This is a genomic window from Mesonia hippocampi (genome assembly GCF_014197445.1).
Classification (GTDB): domain Bacteria; phylum Bacteroidota; class Bacteroidia; order Flavobacteriales; family Flavobacteriaceae; genus Mesonia; species Mesonia hippocampi.
The window spans coordinates 155,670-169,966 of sequence record NZ_JACIFO010000005.1 but is presented as its reverse complement, the minus strand read 5'-3'; the positions used below and the strand labels follow the sequence as shown (position 1 = coordinate 169,966).

Sequence of the window (14,297 nt, the reverse complement as noted above, 5' to 3'; positions counted from 1 at the left end):
AATTTTTATGGATTAATTAACCACTTCGTCTGTGTGTTGTTGAACTACTTCTTGTAATTCATAAATGTCAATGTTGAATGCCGAGTTAAAGTATTCAGCCATCATAGCTTCTTTAGTTCTGATGTCTCTACGGGCTTGAACATTATTAATGTTATCTATGAAGTCATTCCAGCCTTGGTTATCATATCTTAAGAAGGTAGCAACCATTTCTGCAAAATCTTCTGTGATAGCACTACTCGCATAAGCGGTAACAAATCCTTTTTCGTTTGCTGCTGCATCTGTTGATTGATACCAGTTTGGGTTATAATCTGTAGGTGTAATTTCTCCAAATGTTTGCTCATCAAAAGGTACTGTTTGGTTAAGGATATGCGTGTATTCGTGTTGAATTGTATTTAAAAATTGTTGAATGTTATTTCTGTCTGTAAAATCGATAAAATCTACATTAAAAAGTACAATTTTTTTACCTCCTTCTGCAAAACCTAGGGTAATGGTTCCTTCTGGGTTAGAGTTAAATCCACCAGATAAGGCTAATTGTCTAGGCGCACTAATTTTTACGAAATCGTCTCCACCTACTTCGGTGTAACTGTCTATCCAGATTTTTTTAACCACCTTTAGGGTTGGTTCTACATTTTCTAGTGTTGCAGGATATAGGTAACGCTCTATGGCAAATTCAAATTCTGACCATTTGTAAATTACTTCAATATTGTAAGGATTGGTGTATTCTTGTCGGATCCACTGGTCTAAATCTGTTAGCTCAGGCGCTTCTGTATCAAAAACGCTTTCGCTTCGGATGCTGTCGTCATCGCTACAAGCACTAATACCTATGGCTACTGCAGCAACAGCGATGTATTTTATAAATTTATTTTTCATTTTGTATAAAATTTTTAATTAACGAGGATTTGCTTCTAAACCAAATGTTCTAGCACTGATAGGTATTTGTACTGCTTTTCTGTTATCGTCAGCAGTTAAAACGTCAGAATTTTGGTCTATAAAATCGTGTGTTACTGGGATGTTGAAACGTTTGATGTCAAACCAACGTAAACCTTCATTATAAAACTCACGTCTTCTTATTTCTGCAATAAACTTGATTAATTTCGACTGGTCGTTTGATAACTCATAATAAGGAGCGTATTCAGATGCGTCTCCTATTTGTGCTATCATTTGAGTTGCTGTTAAAACATCGTTTGTATAATTTCTAGTTTTTTTAGCTAAGAAGGTATTAAGGTCTTCTGCTGCGGCATCAAAATTATTCTTCATCACATAAGCTTCAGCTCTAGCAAGTAAAGTTTCATCATGTGTTAGCATAGCCATTGAGGTTCTTTGGTATCCAATTCCAGCAGTAATGTCTGTATATTCAAATATACGGTCATATTTGTTGATAGTCCAAGTTAAACCTCCGTTAGCGAATTGTACTTGTTGATACGCCCATGGTTTTCCGTAAGGGTTTAGAGCATCAAAAAGCTCTTCTTTTTTGTCTACAGATAAACCGAATCTATTACGGGCAAACCCAGTATACATATACGAAATAGGAACACTAATAAGTAGGTTAGCAGATTCTGAAGCGCCCATTACTTCTGCACTTATTTCATCTATTTGCAAGTTGTCTTGATAGTAATTCCAGTCTCTTAGTTTTTCGTTTACGTTGTTTAAAATTTTATTCGAATGTTCAATTACTTTATCCCAATCTCCTTTGTATAAGTAGAACCTAGAGGCAAATGCATGCCCAGCTTCAGGGGTGAAATGGAATTTAGGTTGTGAGTATTCGTTAGACAGTAAAGCTAAGCCTTCTGTCAGGTCTTTTTCAATAAGTTGGTAAACTTCTTCTACAGAGCTTCTGGTGTATTGCTTAATAGCTTCTGTTTCTGGCTCTAATACATAAGGTACTCCTAATAAACTAGCTCCAGTTGTTGGGTTGTAATGTTTCCCCCAGATATTTACTAACATAAAGTGTGCATAGGCTCTAGCCACTAATGCTTCTCCTTTTTCGGCAGATAAATCCATATCTGGTTTCCCTTCTAATTCTGCTATAGAAACTAAAGCTTGGTTAGCATGAGCAATTGCAGAGTAACATCTAGACCAATAACTAGTAGGCGTATCTTGACGATCGGTAATTACTTCTTCCCAAGAGTAAGAACGTAAAAATTCATCAGTAGTTGCTTCTAGATTTCCTTTGTCTTCAAAGTTGTCTGTCATTGGCTCTAAAAATGGAGCATAAGCAGAAACAGGGTAAGCCCCAACTAACAGTTCTTGTATCTTTTCTTCGCTATCAATCTGCGTCCTGTTATCCGGAACTTCTGATAGGTAGTCGGAACAAGATGTTAACGAAATTGTTCCAGCTACTAATAATAAATTATATATTTTCTTCATTTTCATTTTTTTAGATACTTAAGTTTAATGATAATGTATATTGTTGCATAATAGGGTAAGAAACTCCTCCTGCCATAAAGAATTCAGGGTCTTGACCGTTAAGCTTGTCGTCTGAATAGATTAAGAAAGGGTTTGTAGCTAATGCCTTTAATGAAAATTTACTCATCCCTAATTTGTTTACAAATTCTTTAGGGAAGTTATAACTTAATGAAATGTTTTTCATTCTTACAAAACCACCATCGGCAACACGTGCTGTAGAGTAGTTGTAAGCGTTATAAGCTCTATTTAAATTAGGATATTGTTCTACTAAACGTCTGTCTGCAATTACAGGAATGTTTGTTTTGTCTTCATCTCCTGGTAATAACCATCTGTTAGCGAAATCTTTTGTAAATACATCTAAGTCTGAATATGAAGAACTAAATGTTGGGTTTAAACGGATTTTATTTCCCCAAGAAGCAGAAATAAACATGTTTAAGCTCCAGTTTTTATAGTTAAAGGTATTCGAGAAACCAGCTGTTTTATTTGGCTCTATAGATCCTTCATACACAAGGTAATCTAATAAGTCTTCTGTATCCTGGAAGTTAGCTCCTGTAATAGAACTGCTTCCTTCTGGTAAGATAAAGGTAGGAAGACCTTGATCATTTAAACCTTGGAAATCGAAAGAGAATAAAGAGTTTCTAGGGTAACCTACTACGTTTCCTCCTGTTAAGTCAACTAAGTCTAATACGTTAGGTTTGTTTTGTAGTTTAGTTACTTCTTGATCAAAAATAGAGAAGTTTAACGTGGTAGACCAACTAAAATCCTCTGTTTTGATGTTTGTAGAATTGATAGATAATTCGAAACCTTTCGTGGTCATATCAGCATCGTTCATTGCTTTTACATATTGCCCGCCAATACCTGAGGTGTTAACGTAGTCAATAAGGTCGAAGCCTTTACGTTGGTACACGTCAGCACTAATGTTGATACGGTTTTCTAATAAACCTAAGTCTAGACCAATATTGGTTTCGTATTGTTTTTCCCAAGTTAAGTCATCGTTTTGTAACTCTACAATAGATAACATGTTTTCTCTTTGAGAAACAGATTTTCTAAAAATGCTTTCACTTCTGAAAATTGCTAGCGAGTTGGTAGCAGGTCCTGCTGTTGCCGTTAACCCGTAAGAAGGTCTAATGGTTAGGTTGCTTATGATTTTAGAATCTTCTAAGAATTTTTCTCTAGCTGCATTCCATTTTCCAGAGATAGACCAAGTTGGTAACCATCTAGAGCTGGTAGATTTTCCTTGTCTGTTAGAACCATCATAACGACCAGTTAATGCAACAATATACCTGTTGTCATATCCGTAGGTAACTTTCCCGAAGAAACTTACTGTGCGCTCTCTAAATGTAGATTTCCCAAAGTATTGCCCACCTTCTCCGATGTATTTGTCAAAATAGTCTGGGTTTATGTTTGGAACATAGCCTTTATCGTATTGCATACCGTAACCTTCAAAGAAAGTTTGATTACGATCTACATAACGTAAATCTTGTCCTCCAAAAACAACAAGGTCATGAATGTCGTTAAGTTTTGTTTTATAGTTAAGTGTATTACGAACGTAGTAACTCTCTAAAGTGTTGTCACGCTTGTTATACATTCCTCCGTAAGGAAGTACGCTTCTTGGTTTTTCGGTTGGGTTTTCTGGATCATCAAACAAGAAAGGGTTGTTGTCTCTAATGATGGTAGTTCCCATAGAGCGGTAAGCTTCTGCAGCGTTTGCATTTTCTGTAACATTATGCTCGCTTGAACTGTTTACATATCTTCCAGAAGCGGTAAGGTTGTATGTAAGTTTGTCTGTTATCTTGTAGTTAGCATCTACTTGGAATAGGAAATCCATTACATCTAATTCAATGTAGTTGTTGTTTAACTCATTGATGATGTTAAAAGGAGCGTAGTTATCCCAAATATACTCTAAACCTCCGTTGTTGTTACGTGGTCTTACAGTTCTGTTGGTGTTTAGTGTATAACTAAACGGGTTGATGTCAAAGTTTCTACTTACTTCTCCACTAACAACGTCGTTAGATTTAGCATAAGTTCCTGGTGCTTTTTGAGACCTTTTTGATGCTTTTGAAGATAAGGTTAAGTTAAATTTATCTGATAAGTAAAATGTGTTCTTAAAGTTGGTAGTTAAACGTTTTACATCATCAGCAATAGTTAATCCTGGGTCGTTAAAGAAACTAACAGAAGCGTAGTATGAGTTGTGCTCTCCACCACCACTAAAACTTAATGAGTGGTTTTGAGTTATCGATTGTCTAAATAAAGTTTTAAACCAATCGGTGTTTGCTTTTTCATACTGTTGTAAGTAAAGATTTCTGTACTCTGGTGTGTTGGTTACTTCAAAACCATTGTTAGAGTAAGGAGAGGTATAATCATCACCAATAAATCTGTTGATTTTGTCATATAATGTATAATACACACCTCCTGATCTTGATTGAACAACTCCAGCTTGAGTTAAAAATCCTTTAGCTTCCATCTCTTTAAAGATACTCATCGTCTCTTGCGAGTTTAGAATATCATATTGAGAGTATTTTGGTGTAGCTCTTACAGTTTGCTCTAATGTATAGTTTATGGTAGTAGGTGTTTCTCTTTTTCCAGAGATAGTGTTAATTACTACTACCCCGTTTAATGCACGAGCTCCGTATAATGCGGTAGCAGAAGCATCTTTAAGAATTTCGATACCAGCAATATCGTTGGCGTTTAATCCAGCGATAGAAGAACCGATTAATGTTGTTGCATCTCCAGAGGCTAACTCATCAAAGTCTAAGTCAATAATATCCTCTTGTACTACTCCGTCAATTACGAAAAGTGGTTTTGTATCTCCAAAAATAGAAGATGCACCACGAATAGTAATTTTTGGTGCTGCACCAAAAGTACCTGTTACGTTTTGGATATTTACCCCAGCGGCTTTACCTTCTAACATACGGCTTACGTCTACTACACCGTCTACTTTTAAGTCTTCGGCAGAAATTGTAGAGTTAGCTCCTGTAAATAAACGCTCTTCTACATTATCAAAACCTGTAATTACCACTGCTTCTAGTTCAGCGATGTCGGTTTCCAGGCTTATATTATAGGTAGAACCAGTACCAATTGTTTGTTGTTTAGTTTTCATACCAACGGTAGAGAAAACTAAAACGTCGCCTGTTGCGGCGTTGATGGTGTAATTTCCGTCAAAATCGGTTGTTGCACCTTTTCCTGGTTTGTCTTTAATGGTGATGTTTACAAATGGGATTGGTATACCATCTGAGGCACCTGTTACCATTCCAGAAATGTTTCGCTCTTGTGCAGACATAATAAAACTGCAGAAAAGCAAAAACGTAACAATAATAGGATTACGTAGTTTTTCCTTAATCATGTTTTCTTTTTTGATGTTAATAATACTTTAAAAAATTTTTTAAAAATAATTAACATTTTTTAAAACGCAAAAGAATAAGGAAAAACTTTTTTTTAACAAAGGTTGTTTATTTGTTTAAATGATTGTTAAATAGTGTTTTGTATGATGTCATCTATGATGTTTCCATTAAGAAGTGTTGATGTGTCACCTAGATTACTTACGTCTTTAGAAGCTATTTTTCTTAAAATTCTTCGCATAATTTTTCCGCTTCGTGTTTTAGGTAATTCTTTTACAAATTGAATTTTATCAGGTTTTGCAATAGCGCCTATTGTTCGGGTTATTTCTTGTTTAATTTCTTGGCGTAATTCATCGGAAGCATCATCTGGATTAAATAAGATAACATAGGCATACAAAGCATTACCTTTTACTTCGTGTGGGTAACCTACAATGGCACTTTCGGCTACTTTTTCATGTTCATTAATAGCGTTTTCAATTGGGGCGGTTCCTAAGTTGTGTCCAGAGACAATAACAACATCATCTACACGACCTGTTATACGGTAATTGCCTGTAGCGTCTCGATAAGCTCCATCTCCGGTAAAGTACATGCCAGGATAGGCAGAGAAATAAACATCTTTATAGCGCTGATGATCGTTCCATACGGTTCTTGCCATAGCTGGCCACGGGGCTTTTATGGCTAAGCTTCCTTCTGCTTTTTGTCCGTTGAAAATAATTTCTTTTCCGTTTTCATCGAGTAAAGCGGGTTGGACTCCAGGAAGTGGTAACGAAGCAAAACAAGGTCTAGTAGAAGTAATTCCTGCAAGTGGAGATATCATAATGCTACCTGTTTCGGTTTGCCACCAAGTGTCAACTATAGGGCAGTGGCTTTTTCCTATATTATCATTAAACCAGTGCCAAGCTTCTTCGTTAATAGGCTCGCCAACAGAACCTAAAACTTTTAACGAATTTAAGTTGTGTTTTTCTATATGAGAAAGCGGTTGTTTTGCTAGGGAGCGGATGGCTGTTGGGGCGGTATAAAAATGGGTGATTTTAAATTTTTCTATAATTTCCCAAAACCTACCATAGTCTGGATAGCTAGGTACGCCTTCAAACATTACGCTGGTAACGCCAGCAAGTAACGGGCCATATACAATATAGGAGTGTCCTGTAATCCAACCAATGTCTGCGGTACACCAATATCGGTCTTCAGGTTCTGGCTGAAATACATTTTGGAAAGAATAGGTGGTGCCTACCATATAACCTCCTGTGGTATGTACCATTCCTTTTGGTTTTCCGGTAGAGCCCGATGTGTATAGAATAAATAAAGGATCTTCAGCATCCATTGTTTCTGCAGGAGCTTCGAGGTCTACTTTTTGTAATTCGTCAAACCAGTAAACATCTCGGTTTTTTTGCATGCTTACTTCGTTTATGGTACGCCGGTAAACAATTACTTTTTCTATGGTATTGTAGTTTTTTAGCGCTTCATCGCATATTTCTTTTAGGGGTATTGCTTTTGTGCCTCTATAATATTCGTTGGCAGTGATAAGTAGTTTGGAAGAAGAATCGTTTATACGACTGCTTAATGCGGTGCTAGAAAATCCTGCGAAAACAACAGAATGTATAGCCCCGATACGAGCACATGCAAGCATGGCTACAACGAGTTCTGGAATCATGGGCATGTATAAGCAAACCCTGTCTCCTTTTTTGATACCGTTGTTTTTTAGCACATTTGCAAATTGGCAAACTTTTACATAAAGTTGCCTATAGGTAATGTGTCTAGATTCTTCGTTAGGGTTGTTAGGTTCCCAGATAATAGCATTGCGATTAGGCTGTGTTTTTAAATGCCTGTCTAAGCAATTTTCGGTGATGTTTAGCTTTCCGCCAGAAAACCAAGAAACTTCTGGTTTATTAAAGTCGTAGGCTAAAGTATTATCCCATCTTTTTTTCCAAGTGAACTTTTCGGCTACTTGATTCCAAAATTCTTCGGGGTTCTCTGTACTTTGTTTATATACTTTTTTATATTCTGCAAAAGATTTTATCTGTAGGTCGTTTTTTATTTCCATAAATAGCGAATGTTTTGGTAGCTAAAAATAGGAAAATTAACGGAAATTAATATTAATTTCTGATTAAAAATACTTTTTTGGGTTTAACTTGATACGGTTTAGGTGTTATAGTTTACTTTCTCCCCAATTTATCATATCCTCATCTTTCCATAGTTTGGGGAAAAATTTTCGTTGCTGATATTTTGGGTGTAAGTATTTTTTCCAGTCAGAGCCGCCTGTTGCTGCTTTTGTTTCTGTTTTGCTTTCTAAGTAGTGTTCTGCTGTTTTTAAATGAATGAGCGGCCATTCTACATTATAAAAATAATCGAAGTCTCTTAAGGCATTAATTAATTCTGGTGATGGATTTGGGAATTGGTCTATTTTATCGGCAAGGGTTTTGCCTTCAATGTTTTTTGCAAGCTTGATAAATTGATCTAGGTATTTGTCTTCAAACATACTTAGGGTAAGCGATTTTTTACCTGTTTTTCTATTTAGGCCTGCATCTTTCCAATAAATGTTTTCAAAGCATTCTTCTATAGTAGGCGTGTTGCTCAATCTGCTTTTTCCTTTTTCATTAATTAAGTTGATAATAGGCGTGGCGTAGATTTCTATAATTCTAAATTGTGCACTCTGGAAACCGCTTGCAGGGGCTAATGTGGTTCTAAAAGTACGGTAATCGTCGTAACTCATGCCGTATTTCATTACATCAAAAGAAGTCATTAGCATCTGTGTGTAGCGGCGTAGGCGGCTTGAACGTTCAATAAGGTCTTTCTCTGTGGGTTGGTTGTCTCCCGTAAGTTGTTTGAGTTCTAAAATCATTAGTTTTAGGGTTAACTCAATAATTTGGTGGTACATAATAAAGATTTCCTCATCTTTAAAATTTGTACGTGGGCGTTGTAGCGATAAGAGGCTATCAACTTCGATATAATCCCAGTATGAAATGGGTTTGGCTTGCAATAAGCCTTGTAGGTAAATTTCGGGGTTTTCACCTAAAGCGGTATATTTTTTTTCAATTTCAGAAAATAAGTCGTGGTTGCTCATAAAATAAAACTATTTGAACAAAAATATTAAAATAAATGAGAGTTCTGTAATAATCTTATTTTTACTTTACTTTAATGTTAAAAGCCAGGTTATTACTTAGCTTTATAGTCTTATAAAAATACTTCATTAAAATATATGAAAAAGTTTTAGGAATCTTATTAAATTTACACCTCTTAAAAAGAATATTTATGTCAGAAAATAAGTTAGAAAGAATCAAGTGCTTAATCATAGGTTCTGGACCTGCAGGATATACTGCTGCCATATATGCTTCTCGTGCAGATTTAAAACCTGTGCTTTATACAGGCATGGAGCCAGGCGGGCAATTAACCACCACTACCGAGGTGGATAATTTTCCTGGTTATCCAGAAGGAATAGATGGGCCAACCATGATGATACAACTACAAAAGCAAGCTGAGCGTTTTGGTACAGAAGTGCGTATAGGCATGGTGACAGAAGTAGATTTTAGCACAGAACGCGGAGGAATTCATAAAGTTTGTGTAGATAATACCACTTGGATAGAAGCTGATACTATTATAATTTCTACAGGGGCAACAGCTAAATATTTAGGTTTACCTAGCGAGCAACGTTTGCGAGGCGGAGGAGTTTCTGCTTGCGCGGTTTGCGATGGTTTTTTCTATAAAAATCAAGATGTAGCTATTGTAGGCGGTGGTGATACTGCGGCAGAAGAGGCTACCTATTTAGCAAACATTTGTAATAAGGTAACCATGCTTGTGCGTAAGGATGAGATGCGTGCTTCGAAAGCTATGCAACATCGTGTAACAACTACCAAAAATATAGATTTACGTTACAATACAGAAGTAGACGAAGTGTTAGGTGAACAAGTTGTAGAAGGTTTACGTATGCTAAATAATAAAACAGGTGAAAAGGAAACAATAGCCATTACAGGATTGTTTATAGCGATAGGACATAAGCCTAATACCGATATTTTTAAAGGGAAATTAACGATGGATGAAAGCGGTTATGTTTTAACTGAGCCGAAATCTACCAAAACCAATATTCCTGGAGTTTTTGCAAGTGGCGATGTACAAGATAATGTGTATAGGCAAGCAATTACGGCTGCAGGTACGGGTTGTATGGCAGCTCTAGATGCCGAAAGATACTTAGGTGAAGTAGAAGCTGAGTAAAAGCAGAATTTACCATAGAAAATAAATGAAAAACCGCTTAATTTTAAGCGGTTTTTTATGTTTAATTCGGATAGCTGAAAAAAGCTAACCTTTTATAACATCTTTATAGGTAATAAAAAAAGCTTCGAATTTAGGCATTGTGTTTTCAAAAAACAGGTAAACATCATCCCAAGTTTTTTTGTTATGAATGCATACATTAGGTAGTTCTATATAAATAAAGCCGATAAGCTTTCCTGATTCTGTTTCAAAACAATCGTGAAAGATAAGCTCCTTACTTACTTCTTCTTTTAATAAGTTTTTTAGGCTTAAAAAATTCTCAAAGTAAAATGCTTTTATGAGTTCATCATTGGCATCGATAACAAAACCTACTTGCGCTTTTTTTGTATCGAAATGAAATTTAAGGTTTACCTCTTTTATTTTGGTATCATACAACATCCATTTTTTGGAAGAACGTTTTCCGAAGTTTGTCCAAAACTCCTGTCGTATTTTTTTAGATTCCTCTTTGCTAAACATACTTATATAAAAAAGGCAATAATAATACCTAATATAATGGCTAAAAACCTTTTGGTGTTAAATTGGTGGTTTTTAGAGGATTCGAATAATATGGTAGTAGATACATGTAGTAGTACCCCAACTACCATGGCGTTTATATAGGGTTCGTATGCTTTTAGCGCGGTAACATGCTCGTTTATAAAAGCGCCTAATGGTGTCATGATGCCAAATAATACAATAAATATGGCTACTTTAACTTTAGATAGGTTGGAGTTTAATAGAAATGACGAAATGATAACCGCTACAGGAACTTTATGAATTACGACTCCGTATAGCATGTGGTCGTGATGGTGTATAGGGTATCCTTCTAAAAGAGAATGTAAACATAAACTTATAAAAAGTAGGTAGGGAAACTGGTATTGATTTTCGGATAAGTGTAAATGCCCATGTTCGGCTCCTTTAGAGAGGTATTCTAATAATAATTGGATTACAATTCCAAGCATTATCATGGGGCCAGTATAAGGTAAATGTTGCTGATAAAGATGGGGCAAAAACTCAAAAACAGTAATTGATAATAAAAAAGCACCACTAAAAGAGAGTAATAATTTTATAGCAATAGCATTTGATTTTATAAAATAAGCAATCAAAAAACCAATGCCTACGGCAAGTAGGGGTAATACAATGTGCATAAATTAGTTAAATATTAATATAAGACGTTGATGTTGTTGCTGATCGAATTTTTGTAACTGATAGTTGCCAAAACAATCGATTAACGAGATGCCTACTTGGTCGAAATAATTTTGAAAATCTTTCAGGCTTAACATTTTTACACGTTCGGTAAAGTTGTATTTTTCTTGATTAACCCTAAATTGAATGTTCTTTTTTATAAAACCATCTTCTATCCAACGTGTTATATGAAAATCTATACCTTCTACTGTTTTTATTTCTTTAGGAACTAAATTCCTTGTCACATAATCTACATTCATAAAATCAATAACAGCTTTAGCACCAGGTTTAAGCTCTTGTTTTATGGCTTTTAAAGTATTTAGGTTGTCTTCTTCCTTATCAAAATATCCAAAGCTTGTAAATAAATTAAAAACAGCATCAAATTTTGTAGGCAAAGCTTGGGTCATGTCATATACCTTAAACTGTAGTGTTTCTGTGGCGTATTTTTGAGCTGCTTGGATGCTGTTTTTAGAAAGGTCTACTCCTGTAACAGGAAAACCAAGTTGGTTTAAGTAAATGGAGTGTCTGCCTTTTCCGCAAGCTAAATCTAGTATGTGTGCATTTTTATCTAAGTCGAGGTAATCGATTAAATTCCCCATAAATAACTTTGCTTCACGATAATCGCGATCTTTATATAAAATATGGTAAAACTCGGTATCAAACCATGAAGCATACCATTTTGTTGTAGAATCTGTCATAGCCAACAAAAATAATGTATTTTTGCCGTTAAATTATAGCAATGGCAAATAATAATAATTTTAAGATGCTGGCCAAAACCTTATACGGTTTTGAAGATATTCTGGCTAAAGAACTTAAGGATTTAGGTGCGATAGAAGTAAAAAAAGGCGTGAGAAACGTAAGCTTTTATGGCGATAAAGGTTTTATGTATAAAGCTAATTTATGCTTACGTACGGCGCTAAAGATACTTAAACCTATAGCCAAATTTAAAGTATATTCTGAAGAGGATTTGTATAAAAAGCTTTACAAGATGGATTGGGAGCAGTATTTTACACCAGAAGCTACTTTTGCCATAGACTCTACGGTGCATTCAGATTTTTTTAGCCATAGTAAGTTTGTAGCCCTAAAAAGTAAAGATGCCATTGCGGATTATTTTAGAGACAAAACAGGGAAACGCCCTAATGTAGATGTTAAGTTTCCTCACCTGCGTATTCATATCCATATAGAAAAGAATATGTGTACGGTATCGTTAGATAGTTCTGGGCAATCTTTGCATAAACGCGGATACCGTTCGGCAACCAATATAGCGCCAATCAACGAAGTGTTGGCAGCAGGTTTGTTGTTGTTGAGTGGCTGGGATGGGCGATCAGATTTTTTAGACCCTATGTGTGGTAGTGGTACTATACTTATTGAGGCAGCTATGATTGCTGCTAATATTCCACCTAACTTAAATAAGAAAGAATTTGGTTTTGAAAAATGGCCAGATTGGGATGTAGATTTGTTTGAAAAAATAGAAGAATCTTCCTTAAATAAAATACGAAGCTTTGAGCATAAAATTATAGGTTACGACAAAGCGCCATCGGCAGTACGAAAGGCAATAGATAATATCGAAAATGCTAATTTATCTGAGTTTATAAGTGTTTCTCAAGAAGATTTTTTCAAAACAAAAAAAGAAGGAGAGAAGCATTTGCATATTTTGTGTAACCCGCCATACGGAGAGCGTTTAAGCTTGGAAAACTTAACGGAATTCTATACCAATATAGGCGATACACTTAAGCAAAATTACCCTAGTACACAGGCTTGGATGATTGTGTCTGATCTGGAAGCTATAAAAAGCGTAGGCTTACGAACTTCTAAGAAAATAAAAGTATTTAACGGGAAATTGGAAGCCCGGTTAGTACGTTATGATATATATGAAGGTACCAAAAAGCGCCGTCCTAGAATTTAGTAGATTATAAATAAAGTATAGAATAAACCTATCGTTTTAAATGTTATTTTATTTCGGTAGGTTTTCTTGTCTTTTTAGTTACCGGAATAAGGTACGAAATTCCATAGCCCCAGCCTGCTCCAAATTTAGAGCTGCTGTAAACTTTGTTAAATCCTGGGATGTGCAAATTAGCATAATTATCAGGTGTTTTTTCGCTAACAAGGTGCTTTAATTCTACATGCACACTAAGAAACAAGTTGTTAAGTATCTCTGTTTTTATGCCTAATTGTAATTCTATCCAGCTGGCGTTTAACCCATCAAACTCCTTATCAATATCGCGAACATCGGCAGGAAAATAAGGGTCGGTTACATATACGGTATATTGTTTTAATTCTTGCGAGAAGTTAGAAAAAGCATACCTAAACCCTACAAAAAGTTCGTTTTGCATATCAAGCCAATTCTCGTAGGTGTTGTAATTTCCTCCTATTTTTAGGTAACTGCCTTTTGTGTTGTAGGTAAGGTATGGGTCTTCTTTATAGCGTTCTTCGATACCTAATTCTGCGGCTAAATAATAATTTTTTAAAACACGATAGTCGCCAATAATTTCAAATCCAGTATAATCTTTATCAATAAAGCTGCGTATAGGTTTGCTTAAATCAGCACCAATTCTAAAGCCATATTTGTCTTTAAGTTGAATACTGTCTTGTGTATATTGCGAAAAACCGAAATAACTACTAATGATAAATATACAGGTGAGTAGTATCTTCATGGGTTATATTTGTTGTTTTTAGGCTGATGTTTTTTATCCAATTCTTATTGTTGTTTTCTTGTATGACAAAGGCTTGAAAACCGTTAAAAACCACTCTGTATCCGCAAGCTCTATTGGTGTATAAATCTTGAGGGACATAGCTAAATTTTAAGGTGTCTGTATTTGGGGTTACGCCTTCGGTATCGCTATTTAAAGTAAAATAATAGGTCAAATTTTGACTGTTGGTTTTTAACGGGATGCTAATGTTAGCGCTATTTACCGAGCTTTTAAAATAGCTAGAATCCTGTCCTACAGCTTTTATATTTAAATTGTTTACATTTTTTGCAAAACCAGGATTTTCAATATTAAAAAACTTAATGTTTAACAACGGAGTGGTTTGGGTTGTTTCTGGACAAATATCATCGCGTTGACAGGCCGAAAATAACATGGAGAAAACCAAAATACTGAAAAAATAGCTAACAAAACGTTTCAT

General features: G+C 35.4%; 12 protein-coding genes. 2 read left to right on the top strand and 10 right to left on the bottom strand.

The annotated features are described in order from the left end of the window. Positions 1-12: 12 nt before the first annotated feature. From GGR32_RS07470 to GGR32_RS07450, 5 genes are all read right to left on the bottom strand, one after another. Entirely contained in the window at positions 13-870 is an 858-nt protein-coding gene (locus tag GGR32_RS07470; protein ID WP_183477572.1) for a zinc-binding metallopeptidase, read from the bottom strand. Between the two features lie 18 nt (positions 871-888). Next, positions 889-2,367 (bottom strand): RagB/SusD family nutrient uptake outer membrane protein, encoded by a 1,479-nt coding sequence (locus tag GGR32_RS07465; RefSeq protein ID WP_183477571.1) that lies wholly within the window; start codon positions 2,365-2,367, stop codon positions 889-891. Between the two features lie 10 nt (positions 2,368-2,377). Then, positions 2,378-5,746: a SusC/RagA family TonB-linked outer membrane protein gene (locus GGR32_RS07460; RefSeq protein ID WP_183477634.1), complete on the bottom strand. Its 3,369-nt coding sequence runs from the start codon at positions 5,744-5,746 to the stop codon at positions 2,378-2,380. Positions 5,747-5,874: 128 nt separating this feature from the next. Then, a complete protein-coding gene (gene acs / locus GGR32_RS07455; RefSeq protein ID WP_183477570.1) occupies positions 5,875-7,788 on the bottom strand; it encodes an acetate--CoA ligase in 1,914 nt (637 codons plus the stop codon). Between the two features lie 105 nt (positions 7,789-7,893). Beyond that, positions 7,894-8,808 carry a tryptophan 2,3-dioxygenase family protein gene (locus GGR32_RS07450; protein ID WP_183477569.1) on the bottom strand — a complete coding sequence of 305 codons (915 nt, stop codon included), beginning with the start codon at positions 8,806-8,808 and terminating at the stop codon, positions 7,894-7,896. A 188-nt stretch (positions 8,809-8,996) separates the two neighbouring features. Here GGR32_RS07450 and trxB point away from each other — a divergent pair, with 188 nt between their 5' ends. Continuing rightward, the gene (gene trxB / locus GGR32_RS07445; RefSeq protein ID WP_183477568.1) at positions 8,997-9,953 is read left to right on the top strand and encodes a thioredoxin-disulfide reductase; all 957 of its coding nucleotides are present in this window, start codon (positions 8,997-8,999) and stop codon (positions 9,951-9,953) included. An 84-nt stretch (positions 9,954-10,037) separates the two neighbouring features. Here trxB and GGR32_RS07440 read toward each other — a convergent pair whose 3' ends face one another. The 3 genes from GGR32_RS07440 to GGR32_RS07430 are packed head-to-tail and all read right to left on the bottom strand — an operon-like array spanning position 10,038 to position 11,869. Continuing rightward, positions 10,038-10,466, bottom strand: coding sequence for a DUF4268 domain-containing protein (locus GGR32_RS07440; RefSeq protein WP_183477567.1), 429 nt, complete (start codon positions 10,464-10,466; stop codon positions 10,038-10,040). Positions 10,467-10,468: 2 nt separating this feature from the next. Beyond that, complete coding sequence (locus GGR32_RS07435) at positions 10,469-11,134, bottom strand: ZIP family metal transporter (protein WP_183477566.1); 666 nt, start codon at positions 11,132-11,134, stop codon at positions 10,469-10,471. 3 nt (positions 11,135-11,137) lie between these two features. Further along, complete coding sequence (locus GGR32_RS07430) at positions 11,138-11,869, bottom strand: class I SAM-dependent methyltransferase (protein WP_183477565.1); 732 nt, start codon at positions 11,867-11,869, stop codon at positions 11,138-11,140. Between the two features lie 41 nt (positions 11,870-11,910). On the opposite strand from GGR32_RS07430, the gene GGR32_RS07425 reads away from it, so the two are divergent. Continuing rightward, complete coding sequence (locus GGR32_RS07425) at positions 11,911-13,077, top strand: THUMP domain-containing class I SAM-dependent RNA methyltransferase (RefSeq protein ID WP_183477564.1); 1,167 nt, start codon at positions 11,911-11,913, stop codon at positions 13,075-13,077. 43 nt (positions 13,078-13,120) lie between these two features. On the opposite strand, the gene GGR32_RS07420 is transcribed toward GGR32_RS07425, so the two are convergent. Both GGR32_RS07420 and GGR32_RS07415 read right to left on the bottom strand, forming a co-directional pair. Continuing rightward, a complete protein-coding gene (locus GGR32_RS07420) occupies positions 13,121-13,825 on the bottom strand; it encodes a DUF6048 family protein (RefSeq protein ID WP_183477563.1) in 705 nt (234 codons plus the stop codon). Continuing rightward, positions 13,791-14,297 carry a DUF6452 family protein gene (locus GGR32_RS07415; protein ID WP_183477562.1) on the bottom strand — a complete coding sequence of 169 codons (507 nt, stop codon included), beginning with the start codon at positions 14,295-14,297 and terminating at the stop codon, positions 13,791-13,793. Before GGR32_RS07415 ends, GGR32_RS07420 begins: the two co-directional genes overlap by 35 nt.